The organism is Arthrobacter echini (assembly GCF_008107445.1).
GTDB lineage: Bacteria > Actinomycetota > Actinomycetes > Actinomycetales > Micrococcaceae > Arthrobacter_D > Arthrobacter_D echini_A.
The window spans coordinates 367,263-391,769 of sequence record NZ_VSLD01000003.1; the positions used below are offsets into that span (position 1 = coordinate 367,263).

23 protein-coding genes and 1 tRNA gene are annotated in these 24,507 nt (G+C 68.0%); 17 read left to right on the plus strand and 7 right to left on the minus strand.

The window, feature by feature from the left end; genetic code table 11:
• Positions 1-11 precede the first annotated feature (11 nt).
• Positions 12-1,238: a multidrug effflux MFS transporter gene (locus tag FQ377_RS08665; protein WP_187393302.1), complete on the minus strand. Its 1,227-nt coding sequence runs from the start codon at positions 1,236-1,238 to the stop codon at positions 12-14.
• 262 nt (positions 1,239-1,500) lie between these two features.
• On the opposite strand from FQ377_RS08665, the gene FQ377_RS08670 reads away from it, so the two are divergent.
• The 6 genes from FQ377_RS08670 (at position 1,501) to FQ377_RS08695 (ending at position 7,800) form a co-directional block, all read left to right on the plus strand.
• Positions 1,501-2,934 carry a sugar porter family MFS transporter gene (locus FQ377_RS08670; protein WP_148600837.1) on the plus strand — a complete coding sequence of 478 codons (1,434 nt, stop codon included), beginning with the start codon at positions 1,501-1,503 and terminating at the stop codon, positions 2,932-2,934.
• Between the two features lie 127 nt (positions 2,935-3,061).
• The gene (locus FQ377_RS08675; RefSeq protein ID WP_148600838.1) at positions 3,062-3,877 is read left to right on the plus strand and encodes a phage holin family protein; all 816 of its coding nucleotides are present in this window, start codon (positions 3,062-3,064) and stop codon (positions 3,875-3,877) included.
• Between the two features lie 217 nt (positions 3,878-4,094).
• A complete protein-coding gene (locus tag FQ377_RS08680; RefSeq protein WP_148600839.1) occupies positions 4,095-4,970 on the plus strand; it encodes a DMT family transporter in 876 nt (291 codons plus the stop codon).
• Between the two features lie 49 nt (positions 4,971-5,019).
• Positions 5,020-6,285, plus strand: a complete 1,266-nt coding sequence (locus FQ377_RS08685) for a glycosyltransferase (protein WP_148600840.1) — start codon at positions 5,020-5,022, stop codon at positions 6,283-6,285.
• Between the two features lie 59 nt (positions 6,286-6,344).
• A tRNA-Ile gene (locus tag FQ377_RS08690) sits at positions 6,345-6,418 on the plus strand.
• A 191-nt stretch (positions 6,419-6,609) separates the two neighbouring features.
• Positions 6,610-7,800 carry an acyl-CoA dehydrogenase family protein gene (locus FQ377_RS08695; RefSeq protein WP_148600841.1) on the plus strand — a complete coding sequence of 397 codons (1,191 nt, stop codon included), beginning with the start codon at positions 6,610-6,612 and terminating at the stop codon, positions 7,798-7,800.
• Between the two features lie 9 nt (positions 7,801-7,809).
• Here the strand turns inward: FQ377_RS08695 and FQ377_RS08700 are convergent, their stop codons facing one another.
• The gene (locus tag FQ377_RS08700) at positions 7,810-8,412 is read right to left on the minus strand and encodes a M23 family metallopeptidase (RefSeq protein ID WP_262364353.1); all 603 of its coding nucleotides are present in this window, start codon (positions 8,410-8,412) and stop codon (positions 7,810-7,812) included.
• A 509-nt stretch (positions 8,413-8,921) separates the two neighbouring features.
• Between FQ377_RS08700 and rpsB the strand changes: the two genes are divergently transcribed.
• The 6 genes from rpsB to FQ377_RS08730 all read left to right on the plus strand — a co-directional run bounded on the left by rpsB (position 8,922) and on the right by FQ377_RS08730 (position 13,940).
• Positions 8,922-9,866 carry a 30S ribosomal protein S2 gene (gene rpsB, locus FQ377_RS08705; RefSeq protein ID WP_148600842.1) on the plus strand — a complete coding sequence of 315 codons (945 nt, stop codon included), beginning with the start codon at positions 8,922-8,924 and terminating at the stop codon, positions 9,864-9,866.
• Positions 9,867-9,986: 120 nt separating this feature from the next.
• Positions 9,987-10,823: a translation elongation factor Ts gene (gene tsf / locus FQ377_RS08710; RefSeq protein ID WP_148600843.1), complete on the plus strand. Its 837-nt coding sequence runs from the start codon at positions 9,987-9,989 to the stop codon at positions 10,821-10,823.
• A 162-nt stretch (positions 10,824-10,985) separates the two neighbouring features.
• Positions 10,986-11,726: a UMP kinase gene (gene pyrH, locus FQ377_RS08715; protein ID WP_148600844.1), complete on the plus strand. Its 741-nt coding sequence runs from the start codon at positions 10,986-10,988 to the stop codon at positions 11,724-11,726.
• Between the two features lie 114 nt (positions 11,727-11,840).
• Entirely contained in the window at positions 11,841-12,398 is a 558-nt protein-coding gene (frr, locus tag FQ377_RS08720; RefSeq protein WP_148600845.1) for a ribosome recycling factor, read from the plus strand.
• A complete protein-coding gene (locus FQ377_RS08725) occupies positions 12,398-13,264 on the plus strand; it encodes a phosphatidate cytidylyltransferase (RefSeq protein ID WP_148600846.1) in 867 nt (288 codons plus the stop codon). The genes frr and FQ377_RS08725 overlap by 1 nt, the downstream gene beginning before the upstream one ends.
• 61 nt (positions 13,265-13,325) lie before the next feature.
• Positions 13,326-13,940: a DivIVA domain-containing protein gene (locus FQ377_RS08730; protein WP_148600847.1), complete on the plus strand. Its 615-nt coding sequence runs from the start codon at positions 13,326-13,328 to the stop codon at positions 13,938-13,940.
• 20 nt (positions 13,941-13,960) lie between these two features.
• Here FQ377_RS08730 and FQ377_RS08735 read toward each other — a convergent pair whose 3' ends face one another.
• The 4 genes from FQ377_RS08735 to FQ377_RS08750 are packed head-to-tail and all read right to left on the minus strand — an operon-like array spanning position 13,961 to position 17,789.
• The gene (locus FQ377_RS08735) at positions 13,961-15,445 is read right to left on the minus strand and encodes a sodium/solute symporter (protein WP_148600848.1); all 1,485 of its coding nucleotides are present in this window, start codon (positions 15,443-15,445) and stop codon (positions 13,961-13,963) included.
• On the minus strand, positions 15,438-15,815 hold the full coding sequence (locus FQ377_RS08740) for a DUF485 domain-containing protein (protein WP_148600849.1): 378 nt from the start codon (positions 15,813-15,815) through the stop codon (positions 15,438-15,440). The genes FQ377_RS08735 and FQ377_RS08740 overlap by 8 nt, the downstream gene beginning before the upstream one ends.
• A 47-nt stretch (positions 15,816-15,862) precedes the next feature.
• The gene (locus tag FQ377_RS08745) at positions 15,863-16,582 is read right to left on the minus strand and encodes a LytR/AlgR family response regulator transcription factor (protein WP_148600850.1); all 720 of its coding nucleotides are present in this window, start codon (positions 16,580-16,582) and stop codon (positions 15,863-15,865) included.
• 19 nt (positions 16,583-16,601) lie between these two features.
• Positions 16,602-17,789 carry a sensor histidine kinase gene (locus FQ377_RS08750; RefSeq protein WP_148600851.1) on the minus strand — a complete coding sequence of 396 codons (1,188 nt, stop codon included), beginning with the start codon at positions 17,787-17,789 and terminating at the stop codon, positions 16,602-16,604.
• 203 nt (positions 17,790-17,992) lie between these two features.
• Between FQ377_RS08750 and FQ377_RS08755 the strand changes: the two genes are divergently transcribed.
• Complete coding sequence (locus FQ377_RS08755; RefSeq protein WP_148600852.1) at positions 17,993-18,376, plus strand: DUF485 domain-containing protein; 384 nt, start codon at positions 17,993-17,995, stop codon at positions 18,374-18,376.
• A complete protein-coding gene (locus tag FQ377_RS08760; RefSeq protein WP_148600853.1) occupies positions 18,373-20,010 on the plus strand; it encodes a solute symporter family protein in 1,638 nt (545 codons plus the stop codon). Before FQ377_RS08755 ends, FQ377_RS08760 begins: the two co-directional genes overlap by 4 nt.
• 87 nt (positions 20,011-20,097) lie before the next feature.
• On the opposite strand, the gene FQ377_RS08765 is transcribed toward FQ377_RS08760, so the two are convergent.
• Positions 20,098-20,574, minus strand: a complete 477-nt coding sequence (locus tag FQ377_RS08765; RefSeq protein WP_148600854.1) for an Lrp/AsnC family transcriptional regulator — start codon at positions 20,572-20,574, stop codon at positions 20,098-20,100.
• Between the two features lie 185 nt (positions 20,575-20,759).
• Between FQ377_RS08765 and pdhA the strand changes: the two genes are divergently transcribed.
• Genes pdhA through FQ377_RS08780 form a run of 3 tightly spaced genes read left to right on the plus strand, consistent with a single transcriptional unit; the run spans position 20,760 to position 24,471 of the window.
• Entirely contained in the window at positions 20,760-21,956 is a 1,197-nt protein-coding gene (gene pdhA / locus FQ377_RS08770) for a pyruvate dehydrogenase (acetyl-transferring) E1 component subunit alpha (RefSeq protein WP_148600855.1), read from the plus strand.
• Complete coding sequence (locus tag FQ377_RS08775) at positions 21,956-22,978, plus strand: alpha-ketoacid dehydrogenase subunit beta (RefSeq protein ID WP_148600856.1); 1,023 nt, start codon at positions 21,956-21,958, stop codon at positions 22,976-22,978. The genes pdhA and FQ377_RS08775 overlap by 1 nt, the downstream gene beginning before the upstream one ends.
• Entirely contained in the window at positions 22,975-24,471 is a 1,497-nt protein-coding gene (locus tag FQ377_RS08780) for a dihydrolipoamide acetyltransferase family protein (protein ID WP_262364354.1), read from the plus strand. The genes FQ377_RS08775 and FQ377_RS08780 overlap by 4 nt, the downstream gene beginning before the upstream one ends.
• Positions 24,472-24,507: the final 36 nt, after the last annotated feature.

The following is a 24,507-nucleotide window of genomic DNA, read 5'->3' on the forward strand; positions in this document are numbered from 1 at the left end:
CGGTACGGGCGCTACTCCAGCGCCGGCACCGTCCGTGGCCGCACCACGGTCCACAGGAATGTCACGCCGAGAGCGATGCACGCGGCCATGACCAGTGCCATCGGGGTGGCCGAGTCGATGCCCTCGCCGAGCAACCCCACGAGCGGCGAGATGATGCCGGCCGTCCCGAAGGTCACCGCTCCGAGCAGGGAAGCCGCCGTTCCCGCCTGTGCGCCGTTGTTGATGAGGGCGAGGACCTGGACGCACGGGAAGATGAAGCCGGTCGCCATGATGTAGAACCACAGCGGCAGGGCCGTGCCCCAGAAACCGAGGCCCAGCTGGTCGAAGGCGACGATCAGCAGGGCCATGACGAGCTGGACGACCGTCGCCAGCGCGATCACCCACTGCGGTCCCACGCGTCGCAGCACCCGAGCACTGATCTGGACCCCGGCGACGATGCCGAGGGAATTGATGGCGAACAGGAGACCGTACTGCTGCTCGTTCAGGCCGTACGGCCCCTGGAAGAGGAACGGCGAGGCGGAGAGGTAGGAGAAGAGCCCGGAGAAGTTCATGCCGCCCACCAGGAGGATCCCGATGAAGATGCGGTCGCCCAGCACCACCCGGTACCGCTGGGCCGCGGTCAATCCCGACTGCCGGCGGTTCTGCCGGGGCAGGGTCTCGATGATGAAGACGGACACGGCGACGATGACCAGCACACCGTAGCCGGCAAGGAACCAGAAGATCCCGGGCCAGGGGAAGAACAACAGGAGCTGGGAGCCGATCACCGGCGCGAAGATGGGCGCCATCCCGTTGACCAGGGCCATGTAGGAGAGCATGCGGACGAGCGTGTACCCGCCGAAGAGGTCGCGCACCACGGCCATCGCGACGACTCCGCCGCCTGCGGCTCCGACGCCCTGGAGCACGCGGAACAGCATCAGCACGTTGATGTCGTCGGATGATGCGGCGCCGATGGAGGCTCCGACGTGCACCGTGGTGGCGATGATGAGCGGAAGGCGTCGCCCGATCATGTCGCTGAGCGGACCCACGAGCAGCTGGCCGCCTGCGAAACCGATGATGGTCCCGGTGAGCGTGAGCTGGATCGCGGCTTCCGAGACGCCCAGATCGGCCTGCAGCGCGGGGAATGCCGGGAGGTAGAGGTCGATCGTGAAGGGACCCAGCGCCGTGAGGGTGCCGAGAATGACCACGTACACGATCTTCTCCCGGCGCGAGAGCAGATCGCCGGGGTGTGTGGTGCTCACGGTAGTGCCTCACGGATCGGATGGGTGCCGGGGATCGGATGCTGCTGGCTCGGCGGATACGCCTCGGCACGGGTGGATCGACGAACGGGACGTCGTCGGAGGAGCGAGGTACGACGGTACGACTCCCGCAGGTGACCTCTCGATGATATGTCCTGGATCCGTTCCCCCCGTCCGGGACGCCGGCGCCGGTCTGCCGTGGATCGCGGCTCCTCCATCACCCTGACGTAGGGTGATGGTCACGGAACGAGCAGGGAGATCGATCATGGACAAGAACGACGTCGATGCGGGCGCAGCGGAATCACCGAAGCACCTCGTCCGGGTCATCGCCATCAGTGTCGCCGCAGCCGTCGGGGGGCTGCTCTTCGGATTCGACACCGCCGTCATCAACGGAGCCGTGGATTCCATCCAGGCGGACTTCGAGCTGAGTGCCGGCGTCCTGGGATTCACTGTCGCGATCACGCTCCTCGGCTGCGCCGTCGGCGCCTGGTTCGCCGGTGGCTTCGCGGACCGCTTCGGGCGCAAGAAGGTCATGATCGCCGCGGCCATCCTGTTCGCCCTCAACTCCGCGGGATCCGCCTACGCGATCTCCGAGTGGGATCTCATGGCCTGGCGCCTCGTGGGCGGACTCGCCATAGGTACTGCCTCCGTGATCGTGCCGGGCTACATCGCGGAGATCGCACCCACGAAGTGGCGTGGCGGCCTGGCGTCCATCCAGCAACTCGCGATCACGGTGGGCATCTTCGCAGCGCTGCTCTCGGACGCGACGCTCGCCGACGCCGCCGGGGGTGCGGGCAACGAGCTCTGGTGGGGACTCGCCGCCTGGCGCTGGATGCTCCTGGTCGGTGTTGCACCCGCGGTCATCTACGGCATCCTGGCGCTCGTGATCCCGGAGTCGCCGCAGTATCTCATCCGTGCCAATCGCGACGCCGAGGCAGCCGGGGTCCTCTCGCGGGTGTCCGGGGTGGCCGATACCGACAGCAGGATCGAGCAGATCCGGCAGAGTTTCGAGAGCGAGGAGCGGGCCTCGTACCGCGACCTGAGGGGCAGCGCCTTCGGGCTGCAGCCCATCCTGTGGATCGGCATGGCCATCGCAGCGCTCCAGCAACTCGTCGGTATCAACGCGATCTTCTACTACTCCACGACGCTCTGGAAGTCGGTCGGGTTCAGCGAATCGGACTCCTTCACGACGTCGGTGATCACCTCCGTGATCAACGTCTCGATGACCTTCGTGGCGATCTTCTTCGTGGACCGGATCGGGCGCCGTCGCCTGCTCCTCATCGGTTCCGTCGGGATGACGGTGGGACTGCTGGCCGCGACGCTGTCCTTCCTCCAGGCGGAGGGCTCCGGGGAGAACATCGCGTTGCCCGGCGCCTGGGGGCCGGTCGCCCTCGTCGGCGCCAATCTCTTCGTGGTCTTCTTCGCCGCGACCTGGGGGCCGGTCATGTGGGTCACGCTGGGGGAGATGTTCCCCAACCGCATCCGGTCGATCGCCCTCGGCGTCGCCACCATGGTCAACTGGGTCTTCAACTTCATCGTCACCGTCACGTTCCCCTGGGTGAGCGAGAACCTCGGTCTCTGGGTGATGTACGCGGCCTTCACGGTGTTCGCCGTGCTCTCGTTCGCCTTCGTGCGTACCAGGCTCCCCGAGTTCATGAACAAGGACCTCGAGGAGAACACCGAGCTCCGATCGCCCTGACGGGCCAGGGTGACCCGCGCAGCGGGTCGACCTCCCACGGGTGGAACCGGCGGGCGGGCCGTACTCCCAGTGGTAATTTTGATCCAGCGATAATTCGGCACAACTCTCAGGAACGGAGGCAGGGCCTATGAACAGCTCGGCCAGCACACGCGTGAAACGATCCCCGGGCTCCCTCTCGCTCTTCGGGCTCATCAAGGTCCTGGGTCGCCTGACGCCCCGACAGGTCAGCGACGAGTTCTCGATCGCCGTCAACCAGATGAAGCAGAAGGGCATCAAGGCCGGGATCGCGGCGGCGTTCCTCGTCGTCGCCCTGATCTTCGTCCTGTTCTTCGCCGTGGCCCTCGTGGTCGCGGCCATCATGGGCGTAGCCGAACTGATGCCCGCATGGCTCGCGGCCCTGGCGGTGGCGCTGCTCTTCCTGGTGATCGGCGGGATCCTCGCGCTCATCGGTGTCTCCCGCCTGAAGAAGCAGTTGCCGCTGCTCCCGGAGGACGCGATCTACGGGCTCCGCTACGACCTCGGTGTCCTCAAGGAAGGACGGAAGTTCGATCCGGCCACCCTCGACGTGAAGAAGTCGAAGGACGAGAAGGAGAAGGAGAAGCAGGACAAGAAGGACTCCAAGCCGAAGGAGCCCACGCCGTCGTACGAGGAACTGCGCGGACGCTCGGGGGAGCGTCGTGCTCACATCGCCGAGGCACGGGACTCGCTCGGCGAGAAGGTGGACGTCAAGACCAGGATCGAGAAGGCCCGCCATCGCTCCGCGCAGGGCACCAGCGCCCGCGGCTCCACTGCGGCATCGCGGAGCGACGAGGTAGCCGCGGTGTCCGTCCGCCGTGTCGTCCCGCACAACACGAGCCTCGCCGACCGGTGGAAGCCGCTGAGCGTGCTCACTGCATCGGTGGCCGCCATGATCGTCATGCTGCGCCGGCTGCTCACCAAGTAGCACCCACCACGGGCGGCCATCGGCCTGTTCGTCGCGATCCGCCGCTGACGAACAGGGCCGGTGGCCGCTCCAGCGTGAGGTGGAGGCGAGCGATTGACCATAGATCAGGACAGGTGAGCACCGTGACCACCCACGTGCACACCGGGCGTCCGCTGCAGCGCGTCCCGGAGTCCTCGCTGAGGATCGCGCTCCGGTGGGTCCCGACGAAAGGGTCCCCGTGCCACTGCTAGCCATCGGACTGGCCGTGCTCAGCGCCTTCTTCCTCGCTTTCGGGGCGCAGCGCCAGGGAACGGCTGTCCGGGCCGACACGGGTGGTGAGGCCCTCAGCCCCGGCGGCTTCGCGCGGGTCCTGAGGCACCCCCGATGGTTGTTCGGCCTGCTCCTGCTCGGTATCGGCATGGCGCTCAACGTGGCGGCACTGACGCTCGCGAGCCTGACGATCGTGCAGCCGCTCGGTGCCATTGCCCTCGTGATCACGACGGTCGTCAATTCCCGCGACCAGGGCATCCGGATCAACCGGGGGACCATCGTCGCCATCGCCGCCTGTGTGAGCGGCAGTGTCCTCTTCGTGCTGCTGGCCGTGACCGTCACGCGTGAGAACCGCGCCATCGATGCCGCGCAGGAGCAGTCCGTGGTGATCCTTCTCGGCGTCGCCGTCGTTCTCTTCGGGACCCTCGCATTCCTCGGCCGACGCCGCTTGAGCGCCTTCGTCTACATTCTCGGAGCGGGTATCCTCTTCGGTTTCGTCGCCGTGCTGACCAAGATCGTCGCCAGTCACCTGCTCGCCTCGAACGGCCGGTTCCTCCTCGACGTCCCCCCGTTGACCCTGACCGCGCTGGTCGCGGCAGCCGCGCTCGGCTCGTGGTTCGTCCAGAATGCCTATGCCACGGGCCCACCCGATCTCGTGATCGCGGGCCTGACGGTGATCGACCCGATCGTCGGTATCGCGATCGGCATCTCCATCCTCGACGAACTGCAGGCCCAGGTGAGCATGCTGACGGCGTTCCCCATGGGCATCGCTGCCCTCGTTGCTATTGTTGGGGTCATCACCCTGTCCCGCCATCACCCCGATGTTATCCAGCGGCAGCGCTGACCGCACTGCACTCTTTGCCTCCAGACCCACCGACGTAGGGGATCCACCCGTGAGTGACCCGGCTGATTCCAAGCCTCTGACCATCCTGATTGCCGCCGAGACCTACCCTCCGAACGTGAACGGCGCGGCCCAGTTCGGCTACAGGCTCGCCAGGGGGATGACTGCTCGGGGCCATGAGGTGCACGTCCTGGCACCGCGTGCCTCCAACGGTGGGAGCTTCACCGAGCAGGGCGGCGATTGGGCGGTCCACCGGTTGCGCTCCCACAGCGTTCCCACCCATGACTACTGGCGCCTCTGCTACCCGTGGGAGATCAAGCGCGATATCGGCCTGCTCCTGGACCAGGTGTCGCCCGATGTCGTCCATATCCAGTGCCACTACATGATCGGGCAGTACACCCTCAACGAGGCCGTGCGGCGTGGCATCCGTGTGGTCGCCACCAACCACTTCATGCCGGAGAACCTGAATCCGTTCCTGCCGTTCCCCCGCTGGCTGAAGAGGGTCATCGCGAAGAACTCCTGGAGGGACATGGGCAAACTCATGGGCAGGGCTGCCGCCGTCACGACGCCGACCCCGCTCGCCGCGAAGGCCATGCTCGAGAAAGCCTTCCTGCCCGGGGTGCTGCCTGTCTCGAACGGCGTCGACTCGGCCTCCTACGAGCTGAAGCCGGGGGAGCGGTTCGATCGGCATCCACACCCCACGGTCCTGTTCGTGGGCCGGCTGGCGGAGGAGAAGCACGTCGATGTGCTCATCGACGCCGTGGCGAGGGTGCCCGAGCAGCTGAAGGTCCAGCTCGAGATCGTCGGTGGTGGTGAGGTCAAGGCCGCACTCCAGGCACAGGTGGCACGACTCGGCGTGGGGCATCGGGTCACCTTCCTCGGTCTGGTCAGCGACGCCGAGCTGCGCAGGCGCTATCTCGCTGCTGATCTGTTCTGCCAGCCGGGTACGGCGGAGCTGCAGTCCCTGGTCACGCTCGAGGCCATGTCCGCCTCCACCCCGGTACTCCTCGCCGATGCCATGGCCCTGCCCCACCTCGTCGTCGAGGGCGAGAACGGCTACCTGTTCCCGCCGGGCGACGCGGATGCGCTGGCGCACCGCATCACCGAGATCTTCGAACTCCCGGCCGAGGAGCGGCGACGGATGGGGGCGGCGAGCCGGGAGCTGGTCGGCCGGCACGGCATCGAGGCGACCCTGCGGACGTTCGAGGCCCTGTACTACGGGTCACACACCACGGGTGGCGGCGCCGACGACTCCGGCGGGGAAGCGCTGGGCGGGCCGGCGACGAGCACGGTGGACTCCGCCCTCCGCATACAATGAAACGTGCGTGTGGCTCCCCGGGTCTCCGGAGCCCGCACCACCGGGGGTCACGTATCCCGGGGGCTGTAGCTCAGCTGGTTAGAGCAGCGGACTCATAATCCGTTTGTCCTGGGTTCAAGCCCCAGCAGCCCTACGATGATCGGCGCCGGCGGGCGGCACGCCCGGCGGCGGAGTCGACCGCGCGGACGTCGTACCCCCGCCGGAGTCGGTACTGGCGCCCTAAGTTACTCGTGGGTAACATGATGCTACGAGTGCAGTGGCCCTCTCGCGCGATCCGCGTGATCGAGGAACACTGGCGGCCGCTGACCGGAGTGAGGCAATTCCATGAGCAAGACGACCATCGATGTAGACAATCTCCCCTATGCGGACGGAGACTTCTACGCCTTCGAGGAGCTCCTGAGCGACAAGGAGCGTGCGCGACTCGAGGAGATCCGTGCCTGGCTGGCACGGGAGGTCCGCCCGCACGCCGTCGACTGGTGGAACCAGGGGGTCTTCCCGCAGGAGCTCATCCCGAAGATCGCCGAGCTGGACCCCATGAGTCCGGTCCACCGCCAGGGCTACTCGAACCTCTTCGCCGGTATCTGCCATGCGGAGTTCACGCGTGCCGATGCATCGATCGCCACCTTCCTCGGTGTGCACGACGGTCTCTTCACCGGCTCGATCGAGGCCCTCGCCTCGAAGGAGCAGCAGGAGGAATGGCTCCCGGACATCTACGCGATGAAGAAGATCGGCGCCTTCGGTCTCACCGAACCGCTGGGCGGGTCCGACGTGGCCGGGGGGACCCGGACCACGGCCCGCCGCGACGGTGACTCCTGGATCCTGAACGGAGCGAAGCGCTGGATCGGGAACGCGACCTTCTCGGACTGGGTGGTCATCTATGCGCGGGATGTCGAGGACAACCAGGTCAAGGGGTTCATGGTGGACACCTCGACGCCGGGGTTCACCTCCACGAAGATCGAGAACAAGATCGCGCTGCGCACCGTGGAGAACGCCGATATCGTCCTCGAGGACGTGGTCATCTCGGACGACTTCCACCTCAAGGGCGCCAACAGCTTCCGCGACACGAACAAGGTGCTCAAGGTGACCCGCCTCGCCGTCGCCTGGCAGGCCGTGGGCCAACAGCTCGCGGCCTTCGACGTGGCACGCAAGTACGCCGTCGAGCGTGAGCAGTTCGGCAGGCCCATCGCGAGCTTCCAGCTCGTCCAGCAGCAGCTCGTCCAGATCCTGGGGAACACGATGAGCTCGATGGGCATGATGGTGCGCCTGTCACAGCTCGAGGATGCCGGCAAGGCCAAGGACGAGCAGTCCGCCCTCGCCAAGGCCTTCACCACCGCGCGCATGCGCGAGAGCGTCGCCGCAGGACGCAACGTCCTCGGAGGCAACGGGATCGTGGCCGACTACGGAATGGCGAAGATCTTCTCCGATGCGGAGGCGATCTACTCGTACGAAGGCACGCAGGAGATCAATACGCTCGTGGCGGGCCGGTCAATCACGGGTATCGCCGCCTTCGTCTAGGCAGGTGCCCTACTTCTCCGCTCCGCCGTCCAGGGGCAGGAGGACCGAGGGTCCGGGGTCTAGCACGAAGACGAGGGGGTCGACGTACTCCCCATGGACCCGCACGCCCCAGTGCAGGCAGCGGCCTGAACAGTGCGTACCGCCCGGAGCTGTCAGCTCAGCCACCTCCTGACCCCTGGACACCCGGTCTCCCCGGACGAGGGACGTGGCGACCGGCTCGAAACTGCTGATCCGTCCGTCGCCGTGATCGATCGACAGGACGCCCCTGTCCACCACCGTCCCCGCGAAGGAGACCACGCCGTCGTCCGGGCTGAGCACCGGGACGGGAGGGCCGACGCCAGGGACGAGATCCACCCCGCGATGCCCGCGCTCCCATCGCTGCGCCGGCCTGTCGAAGGGGCGCATCACCTCGGGGGTGGGCTCGAGGGGCCAGGACCACTGCGGGACGAACGGCTGATGCCCGGCACCCGCCACTCGAACCGGGGCGGAGCTGGAGGTGGTTTCGGTCGCGGATGTGGCAGTGTGCTCCCTGACGGCGGCCGGGGCCGCCACCACGGGCGTGTCCGGGGACATGCCCTGAGCGCCGAGGAGCACGAGGAGCACCGCGATCATCCATCGTCCCTGCGCTCGATGCCGCGCCGGGTTCAACGCCGGATTCCGAACCCGGCCGGACGGCGGGCAGTGTGCGGGGCAGTGCCGTGGGAGGAGTCGTGGAACGTCCATGACCCCATTGAGCCGGAGACCTCCGACCGGTGTCCGGTGGCCGTGTGCTATGTGGACATCGGCCTGCTCGGAGCTGCACCAGCCGTGGTCGTCGGGCAGCAGTGCCGAGGACGGCTGTAGTACACTCGAACCAGCAGTCTGCTGCTTACCCCTGTGCGTGCCATGGCACCGATCAGTCACGGAAGCAGCGGGCTGACTACGCGTGCCATCTGCCCGTCGCCCGTCCACGGCGCCGGGGTGCCTGTCCAGCGGTCCGGAGGAATCTGGTGGGGACGGGGACGTCCAGCGAGACGAGGCGGCACCAGGATGTAGCGGCCACCCCCGGTCCTACTACGAGAACCGTCAACAAGCTTCAGGCAGCGCCCTGCGCTCGAGCCGAAGCTGAAGAAAGGCATGACATGCCAGTAGTAACCATGCGCCAGCTGCTCGACAGCGGCGTGCACTTCGGTCACCAGACCCGCCGTTGGAACCCGAAGATGAAGCGCTTTATCTTCACCGAGCGCAACGGCATCTACATCATCGATCTCCAGCAGTCGCTGGGCTACATCGACCGCGCCTACGAGTTCGTCAAGGCCACGGTTGCGCACGGCGGCACGGTCCTCTTCGTCGGCACCAAGAAGCAGGCCCAGGAAGCCATCGCCGACCAGGCGTCCCGCGTGGGCCAGCCCTACGTGAACCAGCGCTGGCTCGGCGGCATGCTCACCAACTTCCAGACGGTCTCCAAGCGGATCCAGCGGATGAAGGAACTCGAGGAGATCGACTTCGACGACGTCGCCGGGTCGAGCCACACCAAGAAGGAGCTGCTGCTCCTGCGCCGCGAGCTCACCAAGCTGCAGAGCAACCTCGGCGGCATCCGCAACCTCACGAAGGCGCCCTCGGCCGTCTGGGTGGTGGACACCAAGAAGGAGCACCTCGCGATCGACGAGGCGAAGAAGCTGAACATCCCGGTGGTCGCCATCCTCGACACGAACTGTGATCCCGACGAGGTCGACTTCCCCATCCCCGGCAACGACGACGCCATCCGCGCTGTCAATCTCCTCACGCGTGTGATCGCCGATGCCGTGGCCGACGGCCTGATCGCCCGGAACAACCGCTCCAACTCCTCGGATGCCTCCGCAGCGGAGGAGCCCATGGCCGAGTGGGAGCGTGAACTGCTCGAGGGCAAGGCTGCGGAGGAGACCGCACCGGCCACCTCGGAGTCGCCCGCCGCGGACCAGGCTCCGGCCGACGCCGAGACGCTCGCAGCAGAGACCCCCGCGGCGGCCGAGGTGCCTGCCGACGAGGTTCCCGGTGCAGCAGAGACCGTCCCGGACACCACCGAGGAAGCACCGGCCGGCGAGTAGGCCCATCGTGCCGGGGGCGTCCGACGACGACCCCGGCACGGATGTCCGCAGAGCTCCTCCTCGCTGCCCGCTGTGACCGGGCGGGGCGCTTCGTAGAAACACATCAACTTAGGAGTACGAATGGCAAATTTCACTGCCGCTGACATCAAGGCCCTGCGCGAGCGCACGGGCGCCGGCATGATGGACGTCAAGAAGGCCCTGGACGAGGCCGACGGCGATGCCGACAAGGCCCTGGAACTCATCCGTATCAAGGGGCTGAAGGGCGCCACCAAGCGCGAGGGTCGCTCCACCGCCGAGGGCCTCGTCGCCGCTCGGGTGGACGGCGGCGTGGGCGTCATGGTCGAGGTCAACTGCGAGACCGACTTCGTCGCCAAGGCCGGACCCTTCATCGAGTTCTCGAACAAGGTCCTCGATGCGGCCGTTCGTTCGGAAGCGACCGACGTGGAGTCGCTCCTGGCCTTCGAGCTCGATGGCAAGCCTGTCTCCGAGCACGTCATCGAGGCCGGCGCGCTGCTCGGCGAGAAGGTGGATGTCCGCCGGATCGCCCGGGTTGAGGGCCAGCTCGTGGACGCGTACCTGCACAAGACGTCCAAGGACCTGCCCGCCCAGGTCGGCGTGCTCCTCGCTGTCGAGGGCTCCGGGGACACCGCAGCAGCGGCGACGCACGACGTCGCCGTGCACATCGCGGCCTACTCACCCACCTACCTGACCCGCGAGGACGTCCCCGCGGAACTCGTCGAGTCGGAACGCCGTATCGCGGACGAGACGGCTCGCGCCGAGGGCAAGCCCGAGCAGGCCCTGGCGAAGATCGTGGAGGGGCGCCTCACCGGCTTCTTCAAGGAGGGCGTACTGCTGGACCAGGCGTTCGCCAAGGACGCGAAGAAGTCCGTTGCCACGGTTCTCTCGGAGGCCGACGCGAAGGCCACCGCCTTCGCGCGGTTCCGCGTCGGAGCCTGAGACCGGATCCACAGTTCCACGGGAAAGGGCGGCCGCCGGCAGGGTGGCCGCCCTTTCTTTGCGCCCGATCAGCACGCCGTATCCTGTAACGGGTCCGGCACCCGAACCCCCTCCGCCGTCCCACCAGGAACGGTGAAAAGCACTATGCCCGGGAGGCACTTCATGGACAGTTCAACCACGGCTCCGACAGGTGGTCCCGGCAGCAGGAGGCGCGTGCTGCTCAAACTCTCCGGAGAAGTGTTCGGCGGCGGCAAGCTGGGCGTCGATCCGGAGACCGTCAGGGCCGTTGCCGGGCAGATCGCCGCGACGGTCGACGACGTCGAGGTGGCGATCGTGGTCGGTGGCGGCAACTTCTTCAGGGGTGCCGAACTGTCCCAGAGCGGCATGGACCGGTCCAGGGCCGACTACATGGGGATGCTCGGCACGGTGATGAACTGCCTGGCACTGCAGGACTTCCTCGAGCAGGCCGGCGTGGAGACCCGCGTGCAGAGCGCGATCACGATGGGTCAGGTGGCCGAGGCCTACATTCCCCGGCGTGCCATCCGTCACCTCGAGAAGGGCCGCGTGGTGATCTTCGGTGCCGGCGCGGGCCTGCCCTACTTCTCCACGGACACCGTGGCGGCCCAGCGCGCGCTCGAGGTGCACGCGGACGAGGTGCTGATGGCCAAGAGCGGCGTGGACGGTGTGTACACGGCGGACCCGCACCGGGATCCGACGGCCGAGAAGCTGGACACGCTGTCCTACGACGACGCGCTGCGACGGGACATCCGCGTCATGGACCAGACCGCCATGACCATGTGCAAGGACAACGATCTCACCATGGTGGTGTTCGGGATGGAGGGCGAGGGCAATGTCTCCCGCGCGATCCGCGGGGAGAAGCTCGGCACGGTGATCACGCGGTAACCGGGGCCGGGGTCCTGGGTCGCCGGTCGGGTCCGGCCGGGGGCGAGGGCCCGTGAACTAGGATTGAGCACTGGAGAGGTCGCCCGGCGACCGAGCGCGTACCAAGGAGACATTGTGATCGAAGAGACCCTGCTGGAAGCCACCGACAAGATGGACAAGGCCGTGGAGGTGGCGAAGGACGACTTCGCGACCGTCCGGACCGGGCGGGCGAACGCGTCCATGTTCTCCAAGGTCGTGGTGATGTACTACGGGGCGCCGACCCCGCTGCAGCAGCTGGCATCCTTCCAGAATCCGGAGGCACGGACCCTGCTCATCACGCCCTTCGACCGTGGGGCCATGAACGACATCGAGAAGGCGCTGCGCGAGTCCGACCTCGGCGCCAATCCGTCAAACGACGGCAACGTGATCCGCGTGGTCCTGCCCGAACTGACCCAGGAGCGCCGCAAGGAGTACGTGAAGCTGGTGAAGACGAAGGCCGAGGACGCCAAGATCTCCATCCGCAACATCCGCCGCAAGGCGAAGGACGGCATCGACCGCGCGGTCAAGGACGGCGACACGGGCGAGGACGAGGGGTCGCGCGCCGAGAAGGAACTCGACGCCCTGACGAAGTCGCGCGTGGATCTGGTCGACGAGCTGCTCAAGCGCAAGGAAACCGAGCTGCTCGAGGTCTGATGCCTGCTCTCGATCCTCCCCGTCGCAAGCTCACGAGGGACACGGGGCGTACGTCGCGCGCGGGACGCAACCTCCCTGCGGCCACCGGCGTCGGGGTGGCGCTCCTGCTGCCGGTCCTGGTGGGCCTGCTGTTCTTCCCCCTCGTCTTCGTCGGCATCGTGGCCCTCTTCGGAGTGGTCGGTGTCTGGGAGCTCCGCCGGGCCCTGGCCATCCGGCACATCCGGATACCGCTCGTCCCGGCGATGGCAGGATCTCTGGTCATGCCGTTCGCCGCGTACTTCGGAGGAGGTGAGGGACTCGCCGCGGCCACGGTGGGTGCGCTGCTCGGGTTGTTCCTGTGGCGGTCGCTCGACCCGGCTCCGGGGAGCGCCCAGGGTATCGTCGCCGGGACCTTCGCACTCCTGTGGGTGCCCTTCATGCTCAGCTTCGCCATGGTCCTCATGCGCGCCGACGGCGGCTTCCTGGTCATCGCCACCCTGTTACTGCTGGTCGTCGCCAATGACACGTTCGGCTATCTGGTCGGAGCATCCTTCGGCAAGCACGCCATGGCACCGAAGATCAGTCCGAAGAAGTCGTGGGAGGGCTTCGGCGGATCGATCGGTGGGGCACTCGTGGTCGGCGGGCTCTGCTCGGTGTTCCTGCTCGGGCAGCCCGTCTGGCTGGGGTTCGCCCTCGCCGTCGCCGTCGTCGCGGCCGCGACCGCGGGCGATCTCGCCGAGTCGATGATCAAGCGGGAACTCGGCGTCAAGGACATGAGCAATATCCTGCCCGGCCACGGCGGGGTCATGGACAGGCTCGACTCGATCGTCTTCGCCGCGCCGACGGCGTACCTGCTGTCCGCCACCCTCATCCCGGGCCTGCTCTGACCACTGGTCAGGATGCGGGACACCACGGGACACCCCAGGACACCACCAGCAGGAGGTCAGTATGGTCACGGCTCGCCCACGCGGCACCGCCTTCGCCCGCGTCGATCGGGCCGCACTCGGGTATGCGCCGCGCCAGGTGGACCGCTTCCTGGCGAGGGTACCCGTCGAGGACGCCGCGGGGCAGGGCGAGGCCGGAAGTACCCCCGGAAGTACTGGCGGGAGTACCGGCGGGGTCCTCGCGAGCAACGAGGTGCGGACCACCGTCTTCGACCCGGCGAAGGGCGGCTACGATCCGCAGGCGGTCGACGCCGACCTGGACCGGCTCGAGGACGAGCTGGCACGGGACGAGCGCGACAGGGTCATCGCCGCCCGCGGCGCGGACGCCTGGCTCCGCGAGCTCGAGGAGACCGTCGCAATACTCCATCGACGCCTGCGGCGGGGGGCGGGGAAGCGCTTCCGCCGTCCCGCGAAGGAGAGGACCCGCAGCTACCACGTCGGCGACGTCGACAGGCTGTGCGAGGACGTCCTGCAGTACCTCGACCACGACGCGCCCCTCGGCGTGGACGACGTCCGCCACGCGGTGTTCCGTGAGGCTCGGGGAGCGGACGGCTACGAGGAGAACCAGGTCGATGCGTTCCTGGACCGCGTGATCGGTCTCCTGAAGGCCATCGCCTGAGCCGCAGGAGCTGACGGCGCCTAGCGCTGCTCGGGCGTGTGGAGCCGGGCGAGGACGCGCGAGGCCGAGGCCGGCCGTCGTCGGGCCGTGGCGCGGGAGACCACCACCATCGTGGCGAAGGCCGCCGGCACCGTCCACAGGGCGGGCTGGGCGAGCCAGACGTACCCGGTATCCGGGCCGAGAAGGGCGCTCGCGGTGATCGCCCCACCGCACAGGACCGCTCCCATGAGCATGCCGGCCACTGCTCCGGCATCGGTGAGACCGCGCCACCAGATCCCGAGCAGCAGCAGGGGGCAGATGGTCGAGGCCGTGAAGGCGAACACGGAGCCCACGCTGCCGGCCAGGGCCGAACTGTCCGTCAGGAGCGCAACGCCCAGGGGGACGAGCGCCGACAGCAGCGCGGCCCGGCGGAAGCCCACGACACTGCCCTGGAAGAATTCCTGGCTGACCACGCCGGCGAGCGAGACCACGAGCCCGCTCGTCGTCGAGAGGAACGCGGCGAACGCCCCGGCGGTCACGAGGGCGGAGAGGATGTCGCCCGTCGCGCCGTCGAGGATGCGCCCGGGCAGGAGAAGGACGGTGGCATCGGCCATCCCGCTGGACGCGAGCTCGGGGGTGTGGATGCGCCCCAGGACCCCGTACACGGTGGGGAAGAGGTAGAAGACGGACAGGAGGCCCAGGACGATCAGCGTGGTCCTGCGCGCCGAGTCGCCGTCGGGATTGGTGTAGAACCGGACTAGGACATGGGGCAGCCCGAGCGTGCCGAACAGGAGCGCGATGACCAGCGAGATGGTCCCGTAGAGGGAGGCGTCCGCCGTCGTGTCCAGTGCGGCGGTGAACGCGCTGCCGCCGTCGGTGACGGGGAGCCCGTCGAGGCCGAGCCGGAGGAGGATGAAGACCACGGGGATGGCGAGGGCCGTCAGCTTGAGCCAGTACTGGAACGCCTGGACGAAGGTGATGGACCGCATCCCGCCGGTGACCACGCTGAGGTACACCACCACGACGACGGCGACCGGTCCCGCCCAGGACGGCAGCCCGGTGGTGATGCGGACGGTCAGGGCGGCCCCGTGCAGTTGCGGCACGATGTACAGCCAGCCCACCACGATGACCAGCACACTGGTCACCCGGCGCACCAGCAGGGAGTCCAGCCGGGACTGCGCGAAGTCCGGGACCGTGTAGGCCCCCGACCGGCGCAGTGGTGCCGCGACGAACAGCAGGAGCATGAGGTAGCCGGCCGTGTAGCCGATGGGGAACCAGAGGGCGTCGACACCGGAGATGAGGATCAGGCCGGCGATCCCGAGGAAGCTCGCCGCCGAGAGGTACTCGCCGCCGATCGCGGAGGCGTTCCACCACGGACGGACCGTCCGCGACGCCACATAGAAATCGTCCGTGGTGCGGGAGACCCTCAGGCCATAGATCCCGATCAGGACGGTGCTCAGGGCCACCAGCACGAGCGCCGTGTAACCGACGGCTGGGTTGAGGTCCACGACGGCCACCTCAGTCATCGTCCACGAGATCCTGGAAGCGCCGCTCGTTGCGGGTGGCGCTGCGCACGAACAGGACGGCACTACCGATGACGAGCGGGTAGATCCCGAGCCCCAGGAGCAGCCAGGGGACCGGGATAGTCGCAATCCTCACGCGGTCGATGTCCGGGAACACGGCCAGCAGCACCGGGATGCCGATGAGGATCACGAGGAACCCCGCCGCGACCACGAGGGCCAGGCGCAGCTGCGATCTGATCAGGGACGCGACGAAGAGCTGACCCACCTCCGACTGCTCGGCCATCTCTCGGGCCACCGGGAAGGAGGCCCCCGTGGCGCGGGCAGCCGTCCTCGGCGCCGTCACGCGGACGCGACGGGGAGCCTCTCCGCTCATCGCGCGGCTGCCTGCAACACGCGGAAGCGCTGTCGCCGGTCCACGGGTCAGTGGCCCGGACGGAGCCGGGTGGCTTCCAGCTTCTCCCGGACGTCGGGGAGGTGGCGCCGACTCACCGGCAGCTCCGCGTCCCCGACGAAGAGGCTCGCGCGCCCGGCGCTGATGCGGACCTTGCGCACCTGGTCCATCGCCACGAGATAGGAGCGGTGGGTGCGCAGGAAGCCGGACCGGGCCCACTGCCGTTCGAGGTCGTTCAGCGGGATGCGGATCAGATAGCTGGCCGCCACGGTGTGCAGGCGGGCGTAGTCGCCCTGGGCCTGGACGTACCGGACCTCGTCGCGTCTGATCATCCGGCTGACACCGCCCTGGTCCACCGTGATCACCTCCGGCGCGGCAGGTGGACCGTCCATCAGCTCGCTGATCCGCCGGACGGATTCGGCGAGGCGCTCGACCCGGACGGGCTTGAGCAGATAGTCCACGGCGCGCAGGTCGAACGCCTCCAGGGCGCGGTCCTCGTCCGCCGTGACGAAGACGACGGCGGGTGGGCGGGCGAAACGCGAGATGACCCGGGCGATGTCCAGGCCGGACAGGGCCGGCATGTGGATGTCGAGGAAGAGGGCGTCGACGGGATGCTGTTCGAGTGCCCGGAGGGCCTCGGCTCCGCTGGACGCCCGGTGGATCGTGCCGATCCTGGAGTCCTTCCCGAGCAGGAACGCCAGTTCCTCGACAGCGGGGAGCTCATCATCGGCGACGACAACATTGACCATGGATCCTAGGCTACGCGCCTCACACGCGGTGTCCGGGCTGCGACTTGGGCACCCGCATGGTGATGAGGGTGCCCGCACCGGGTGCGGTGTCGATCACGAGTCCGTGGTCGTCCCCATAGACCTGGCGCAGGCGCGAGTCCACATTGCGCAGTCCCACGTGGACCCCTTCCGTGTGGCCCGCGAGGACGGAGCGCAGATGCTCCGGGTCTATCCCCACGCCGTCGTCCTCGATGGTCACCTCGGCGTACGGGCCGACGTCGTGCGCTGTGATGGTGATGTTGCCGATACCGTCCTTCGAGTCCAGGCCGTGGCGCACCGCGTTCTCGACGAGCGGCTGGAGGCTCAGGAACGGGATCACGGTGCTGAGGACCTCAGGGCCCACGTTGAGGCTGACCCTGAGCCGGTCCCCGAACCGGGCCCGCTCGAGCAGGAGATAGCGGTCGATGCTCAGCAGCTCCTCGGCGACGGTGGTGAAGTCGCCGTGGCGCCGGAAGGAGTAGCGCGTGAAGTCGGCGAACTCCACGACGAGCTCACGGGCCCGCTGGGGATCCGTGTTGATGAACGAGGCGATCGCGTTCAGCGAGTTGTAGATGAAATGCGGGCTGATCTGGGCGCGCAGGGCGCGTAGCTCGGCCTCGGCGAGCAGCCGGCGGGACGAGTCCAGTTCGGCCAGCTGCACCTGGGTGGAGACCCAGCCGGCGAGTTCGTTGGTGGCGCGCACCAGGCCCGCGTTGACCACGCCCGCGAATGCCCCGACCGTCCCCACCACCCGGTTCTCCACGCGCACCGGGGACAGGACCAGCTCGCCCAGCTCCGCGAGGTCGACGTCGAGCACGGTCTGGCCCCTGAAGATCTGTGTGCGGCCGCTCTCGAGGACCTGCTGCACCAGCGCCATGACATCCGGCTGGGCTCCACGACCGCCTTCCCAGGCCAGGACGCCGGCGTCGTCACTGATCAGCAGTACGTCGCAGCGCAGGAGTCCGCGCAGATGGCGGCTCGCCTTCCGGGCGCCGGCCGGTGTGAGCCCCTCGCGCAGGTGCTCGGAGGCAAGCGCTGCGGTGTGGAGGGTCGCGTAGGTGGCGCGGTCGGCGTCGGAGCCGAGATCCCGTGAGGAGCGCGAGAGGCGGAAGCCGAGCGAGGCGACGACGGCGAGGGTGATGACAACGACGGAGAACACCAGGGCGGTATCGACGGCGGCGCTGACCATCGCTCCAGACTAGCCGCCGGGCAGGGCCTGCTCTTCGTACCGTTCACCGCAGCGTGCTGCACGTTCACCGACGTATCGCCGGGTGCTGCTGGTGATGGCCGCCGTCGTGACCCAGAGTGATGACAGTCACACCGATGCGTCCTGCCGAACGGCGGGGAGGCCGCCCTCGCGGCGAGGGTGACATCCCAACCGAAGGAGCAATCATGGGTTCCCACCCAGTGGAGCCGGTCGCCGGCTCCGGTGCTGCCGTGGACTTCACCGAGGTCCAGCAGACAGAACAGTTCAGGGAGTTGCGCAAACGCCATCGCAGCTTCGTCTTCCCCATGGCTGTGTTCTTCCTGCTGTGGTATTTCGCCTACGTGCTGCTGGCCGACTACGCGCACGACTTCATGGCGACGCCAGTCTTCGGCAACATCAACATCGGCATCATCCTCGGACTCCTGCAGTTCGTCACCACGTTCGTCATCACCATGTGGTACGTGAGCTATGCCAACAGGCGCCTCGACCCGATCGCGGCAGAACTGCGCCACGAGCTCGAGGAAGCTGCACCAGAAGTGTTCATCGATCCGGCAGGCGGAACCAAATGATCTCCATCGGCAGTGCGGTGCTCCGCGTACCGCTCCAGACCGCGGAGGCGACGAGTGTCGGCTCCCCGGTCCTCAACATCTCCATCTTCGGCGCCTTCGTGGCGATCACCCTCGTGATCGTGCTGCGCGCCAGCCGGAACAACAAGACGGCGGCCGACTACTACGCCGCCGGCCGCTCATTCACCGGAGGCCAGAACGGGACGGCGATCGCCGGGGACTATCTCTCGGCTGCCTCCTTCCTCGGCATCGTGGGCGCCATCGCCATCAACGGCTACGACGGCTTCCTCTACTCCATCGGCTTCCTCGTCGCGTGGCTCGTGGCGCTGCTCCTCGTGGCGGAGCTGCTCCGTAACACCGGCAAGTTCACGATGGCCGACGTGCTGTCCTTCCGCCTGAAGCAGCGCCCCGTCCGCATCGCGGCCGCCATCACCACCCTCGCGGTCTGCTTCTTCTACCTCCTCGCGCAGATGGCGGGCGCCGGCGGCCTGGTCTCACTCCTGCTGGGTATCAACGACCGCCTCGGCCAGTCCCTGGTCATCACCGTGGTCGGCGTGCTCATGATCGTGTACGTCCTGATCGGCGGCATGAAGGGCACCACCTGGGTGCAGATCATCAAGGCCTGCCTGCTGATCGTCGGCGCCTTCGTCATGACCATCTGGGTACTGGTCCTGCACGATTTCAATCTCTCCACCCTGCTGGGCGCGGCGATCGAGACCTCCGGCAACGCGGCGATCACGAGCCCGGGCCTGCAGTACGGCGTCAGCGGCACCACACGGCTGGACTTCCTGTCCCTGGCGCTCGCACTGGTCCTCGGCACGGCGGCCCTGCCGCACGTCCTGATGCGCTTCTACACGGTGCCCACCGCCAAGGAGGCCCGCCGGTCGGTGGTCTGGGCCATCTGGCTCATCGGCGCCTTCTACCTCTTCACGCTCGTGCTCGGGTACGGCGCCAGTGCGCTCATCGGGGCCGACCGCATCAAGGCGGCACCCGGGGGCGTCAACTCGGCGGCACCACTGCTCGCCTACGAACTCGGCGGCTCGGTCCTGCTCGGACTGATCTCGGCCGTCGCCTTCGCGACCATCCTCGCGGTGGTGGCCGGTCTCACCATCACGGCTGCAGCCTCCTTCGCCCATGACATCTACGCGAGTGTCATCCGCAAGGGCAAGGTCGATCCGGACGGCGAGGTGAAGGTGGCACGCCGCACCGTGGTCGTCATCGGGCTCCTGTCGATCGCCGGCGGTATCGGTGCCCAGGGCCAGAACGTGGCGTTCCTCGTTGCGCTCGCCTTCGCCGTGGCGGCCAGCGCCAATCTGCCGACCATCCTCTACTCGCTGTTCTGGAAGAAGTTCAACACCCAGGGCGCGGTCTGGAGCATGTACGGCGGTCTCGGGTCGGCCATCCTGCTGATCGCCCTCTCGCCCGTGGTCTCCGGCGGGGAGAAGTCGATGATCACCGGCGCCGATTTCTCGGTCTTCCCGCTCAGCAACCCCGGCATCGTCTCGATCCCGCTGGCCTTCTTCCTCGGCTGGCTGGGTACCGTGCTCTCGCGGACGGCGGAGGACCCCATGAAGCAGGCGGAGATGGAGGTCCGCTCGCTCACAGGTGTCGGGGCGGAGAAGGCCACCGACCACTGACGCTCAGCCCTCCTGTGAGCCGAGGCCGTCCCTGTCGGGGCGGCCTCGGCCGCGTCCGGGGGAGTGCCGCTCACGGGGGAGTGCCGCTCACGTGGGAGGTAGGGGACCCCGTTCGAGCAGCGGTTCCACGCGGAACGGGACGAGTTCGCCCATCGCCAGGGAGGTGTCGCACCGTTCCACGCCGTCGCACGCGAGGACCTTGCCATTGATGCGGAAGAGATCCTCCGCGTCGACGGCGACCACGCGCACCAGGATGTCGGCCTGACCCGTCACTCCGAAGGCCTCGATGACCTCGGGAATCGCGGCGATGCTGCCCGTGATGGCGGCGAGCTTCTGCTGCTGGACGTGCACATGGATGAAGGCGGTGAGCGGGTAGCCGAGGGAGACGGTGTTGATGCGCCGCTCGAAGGAGAGGAACACCGACTTCTTCTCCAGCTGGGCCATCCTGGCCTGCACTGTGTTCCGCGACAGACCCAGACGCTGGGCGAGCGCCACGACGGTGCGCCGGGGGTCCTTGGCCATCGCCAGCAGGAGGCGCATGTCGGTGAGATCCAGGGGTTGCATACTGCCCAACGCTAACAGGGGCTTCATCGCGGGAATAGGGCACTGTGCTCAGTGAAACCAGAATCGGTTGTGCTACCTGCGCCGTGTGAGTAGGGTCACAGCAACTCCGGACAATGGTGCCCGGAGCCCACCTGCGCCTCCTTCCCCCGGCGGAGGAGCTGCTCCCCACGCGAAGGTTGAGTGATATGACCCAGGACCACGCCCTGCAAGGATCGGAGTTCCACGGCGGACCCCGCGTGCCGGGTGCCGGGACGGCGAGCGGCACGGTTCTGCCCGGCCCGGCCCATGACGGCGCGGACGAGCCGGTCCAGCTCATCGATCGTCATGGTGTCCGCCACGCGCACGAGCACTACGACGGCCTGGTGGCCGACGTGGACGGCGCTGAACTGCGCAAGCTCTACGAGGACATGGTGGTGGTGCGGCGCATCGACGCCGAGGCCACGGCCCTCCAGCGCCAGGGTGAACTGGCGCTGTGGCCGCCGCTCCTCGGCCAGGAAGCCGCCCAGATCGGCTCCGGACGCGCGTTGCGCGAGGACGACTTCGTCTTCTCCAGCTACCGCGAGAACGCCGTGGCCTACTGCCGCGGCGTCGATCTCACGGATCTGCTGCGCGTCTGGCGCGGCAATGCGTCGTCCGGCTGGGATCCCTACACCATCAACATGGCCACGCCCCAGGTCATCATCGGGGCCCAGACCCTGCACGCCACCGGTTACGCCATGGGCATCCTCCAGGACGGGGACGACGCCGTCGCGGTGACCTACTTCGGCGACGGGGCGACGAGCCAGGGCGACGTCAACGAGGCCATGGTCTTCGCCGCGAGCTACCAGGCCCCGGTGGTGTTCTTCTGCCAGAACAACCACTGGGCCATCTCCGAGCCGGTGGGCCTGCAGGCCCACGTGCCGATCGCACGCCGGGCGCCCGGCTTCGGCATCCCGTCCGTCCGTGTGGACGGCAACGACGTCCTGGCCTGTCTCGCCGTCACCCGCGAGGCCCTCGCACGCGCCCGCTCGGGCGGAGGCCCCACCTTCATCGAGGCGGTGACCTACCGCATGGGCCCGCACACCACGGCCGACGATCCCAAGCGCTACCGCGACGCCAACGAGCTCGAGGACTGGGCCTCCCGTGATCCACTGGCCCGCCTCGCCACGCTCCTCGACTCACTCGGCCTGCTCGACGCCGACTACACCGACGCGGTGAAGGCCACGGCCGATGCCATCGCCGCCGACCTGCGGCAGGGCTGCCTGTCCATGCCCGAGCCCGAACCGACGGACGTCTTCAAGCACGTCTACAGTGCGCCGAACTCGTGGCTCGACCGCCAGCAGGACCACTACGAGCGCTATCTCGCCTCGTTCGAGCAGGCACCCCAGGAAGGATCCCGCTGATGACCACCATGACTTTCGGCCGTGCCATCACCGCCGGCCTGCGACGCGCCATGGAGGATGATCCGAAGGTGATCCTCATGGGCGAGGACATCGGCAAGCTCGGCGGTGTCTTCCGTATCACCGACGGGCTGCAGAAGGATTTCGGGGCGCACCGCGTGCTGGACAGCCCCCTTGCCGAGTCCGGGATCCTCGGGACCGCCGTCGGCATGGCCTACCGGGGGTACCGTCCCGTGGTGGAGATCCAGTTCGACGGCTTCATCTACCCGGCCTTCGACCAGATCGTCTGCCAGGTGGCCAAGCTGCACTACCGCACGCAGGGCGCCGTGAAGATGCCCATCACCATCCGCGTGCCCTTCGGTGGTGGCATCGGCTCGCCCGAGCACCACTCGGAGTCCCCCGAGGCCTACTTCACCCATACCTCCGGGCTGCGGGTGGTCAGTGTGTCCGATCCGCAGGACGCATACACGATGATCCAGCAGGCCATCGCCAGCGACGACCCCGTGCTGTACTTCGAGCCCAAACGCCGGTACCACGTCAAGGGTGAGGTGGACGAGGCCAGCGACCGTTCGGCGTCGGACATGGGGACGGCACGCGTGGTCGCTCGTGGAACCGACGTCACGCTCGTCACCTATGGTCCGCTGGTCCCGACGGCGCGCGACGCCGCTGTCGCGGCATCGGACGAGGGCACGTCCATCGAGGTCATCGACCTGCGCTCCCTCGCCCCGATCGACTACGCCACCGTCGAGGCCTCCGTCCGGAAGACCGGGCGGCTCGTCATCACGCACGAGGCAGCGCAGTCGGGCGGACTCGGCGCGGAGATCGCGGCGAGCATCACCGAGCGCTGCTTCGACGTCCTCGAGCATGCGCCCGTGCGGGTCACGGGCTTCGACATCCCGTATCCCTACTCGAAGCTCGAGTTCCACCACCTGCCGGATCTGGACAGGATCCTCGACGGGGTGGACCGCGTGATGCGCCGGCACAACTCGCTCAGCGGGCTGACCCGCGAAGGAGTGTCCCAGTGACCACCACTACGCCCGCCCGGGTGAAGGAATTCCGTCTCCCCGATCTGGGGGAGGGGCTGACCGAGTCCGAGATCGTCCAGTGGCACGTCGCCGAGGGCGACACCGTGGAGCTGAACCAGATCATCGCCGACGTCGAGACCGCCAAGGCCGTCGTGGAACTCCCCTCTCCCTATGCTGGAACGGTCCTGCGCCTGCACGAGGCGGCGGGCACCGTCGTCGATGTCGGTGCACCGATCGTCTCCTTCGAGGTGGCGGGGGAGCCCGGGGCGGCCCCTGCCATCACCCCCTCTGTTCCGCCTGCGTCCGCGCCCACGACGGCATCCGACGAGCATGCGGCTCCCAATCCCAATCCCGCCATGGATTCCGCCACCGACACCGACGCTGCCACCGATGCTGCTCCGGCGAAGCGCGAGCCGAATCTCGTAGGCTACGGAGCTGCGGTCGAGAAGAGTGGACGACCCCAGCGTCGGAGCCGCACCCGATCGGTCAGCGTTCCGGAGACAGCTGCCCCTGCCGCGACGCCGGTGACAGCGCTGGAGCCGCCTGCCGGATCCTCCGCGCAACCTCCTGCCGAGCGTCCGCGGTCCACACCTCCCGTGCGCAAGCTCGCACGGGATCTCGGGATCGCCCTCGAGACCCTGACCGGTTCGGGGCCGGAAGGCCTGATCGTGCGGGACGATGTCCTGTCGGCGGTCGGTGGAAGCCCGGCAGAGCTCCCGGCCCTGCACTCTTCGGCCCTGCACTCTTCAGTAGCGGCATCCGACAGCGCGGAACCGACGGCCGGCCCCACCGCCGGTGTGACGCGCACCCCCATCCGCGGGATGCGCAAGCACACCGCCGCCGCCATGGTGGCCAGTGCCTTCACCGCGCCCCACGTCACGGAGTTCCTGACCATCGACGTCACGCCGACCATGGAGCTGCTCACCGGGCTCAAGGCGAGTCGTGCGTTCGAGGGTACCCGGGTCACACCCCTGACCATCGTCGCCAAGGCGCTGTGCATCGCGGTGGCACGGAATCCCACGGTCAACTCGTCGTGGGACGAGCGCGCCCAGGAGATCGTGCAGTACGCGGACGTTCATCTCGGCATCGCCGCCGCGACCCCGCGCGGCCTGCTGGTGCCGAACATCAAGGCCGCGCAGTCCCTGCCGCTCGTCGAGCTCGCGCGGTCCCTGGGCTCGTTGACCGAGACCGCCCGTGCCGGGAAGACCCCTCCTGCGGATCTGACCGGGGGTACCATCTCGATCACGAACATCGGTGTCTTCGGCATCGATGCGGGCACGCCGATCCTGAATCCGGGGGAAGCGGCCATCCTGGCCGTCGGAGCGGTCCGCAGCATGCCGTGGGAGTACCAGGGTGCCGTGGCGCTCCGGTCCGTCATGACGCTCAGCCTGTCCTTCGATCACCGACTGGTCGACGGCGAGCAGGGCTCACGGTTCCTCGCCGACATCGGGACGATCCTGCGGAATCCGGCGATGGTCCTGACCATGGTGTAGCGGTCAGCCGGACCGAGATGGCAGATATGACCGCGT

Excerpts from the sequence above, each read along its gene's own strand:
- FQ377_RS08670 (WP_148600837.1), top strand. The coding sequence starts at position 1,501 with ATGGACAAGAACGACGTCGATGCGGGCGCAGCGGAATCACCGAAGCAC.
- FQ377_RS08675 (WP_148600838.1), top strand. The coding sequence starts at position 3,062 with ATGAACAGCTCGGCCAGCACACGCGTGAAACGATCCCCGGGCTCCCTC.
- FQ377_RS08695 (WP_148600841.1), top strand. The coding sequence starts at position 6,610 with ATGAGCAAGACGACCATCGATGTAGACAATCTCCCCTATGCGGACGGA.
- FQ377_RS08700 (WP_262364353.1), bottom strand. The coding sequence starts at position 8,412 with ATGATCGCGGTGCTCCTCGTGCTCCTCGGCGCTCAGGGCATGTCCCCG.
- rpsB (WP_148600842.1), top strand. The coding sequence starts at position 8,922 with ATGCCAGTAGTAACCATGCGCCAGCTGCTCGACAGCGGCGTGCACTTC.
- tsf (WP_148600843.1), top strand. The coding sequence starts at position 9,987 with ATGGCAAATTTCACTGCCGCTGACATCAAGGCCCTGCGCGAGCGCACG.
- pyrH (WP_148600844.1), top strand. The coding sequence starts at position 10,986 with ATGGACAGTTCAACCACGGCTCCGACAGGTGGTCCCGGCAGCAGGAGG.
- FQ377_RS08725 (WP_148600846.1), top strand. The coding sequence starts at position 12,398 with ATGCCTGCTCTCGATCCTCCCCGTCGCAAGCTCACGAGGGACACGGGG.
- FQ377_RS08730 (WP_148600847.1), top strand. The coding sequence starts at position 13,326 with ATGGTCACGGCTCGCCCACGCGGCACCGCCTTCGCCCGCGTCGATCGG.
- FQ377_RS08735 (WP_148600848.1), bottom strand. The coding sequence starts at position 15,445 with ATGACTGAGGTGGCCGTCGTGGACCTCAACCCAGCCGTCGGTTACACG.
- FQ377_RS08740 (WP_148600849.1), bottom strand. The coding sequence starts at position 15,815 with ATGAGCGGAGAGGCTCCCCGTCGCGTCCGCGTGACGGCGCCGAGGACG.
- FQ377_RS08745 (WP_148600850.1), bottom strand. The coding sequence starts at position 16,582 with ATGGTCAATGTTGTCGTCGCCGATGATGAGCTCCCCGCTGTCGAGGAA.
- FQ377_RS08750 (WP_148600851.1), bottom strand. The coding sequence starts at position 17,789 with ATGGTCAGCGCCGCCGTCGATACCGCCCTGGTGTTCTCCGTCGTTGTC.
- FQ377_RS08755 (WP_148600852.1), top strand. The coding sequence starts at position 17,993 with ATGGGTTCCCACCCAGTGGAGCCGGTCGCCGGCTCCGGTGCTGCCGTG.
- FQ377_RS08760 (WP_148600853.1), top strand. The coding sequence starts at position 18,373 with ATGATCTCCATCGGCAGTGCGGTGCTCCGCGTACCGCTCCAGACCGCG.
- FQ377_RS08765 (WP_148600854.1), bottom strand. The coding sequence starts at position 20,574 with ATGCAACCCCTGGATCTCACCGACATGCGCCTCCTGCTGGCGATGGCC.
- pdhA (WP_148600855.1), top strand. The coding sequence starts at position 20,760 with ATGACCCAGGACCACGCCCTGCAAGGATCGGAGTTCCACGGCGGACCC.
- FQ377_RS08775 (WP_148600856.1), top strand. The coding sequence starts at position 21,956 with ATGACCACCATGACTTTCGGCCGTGCCATCACCGCCGGCCTGCGACGC.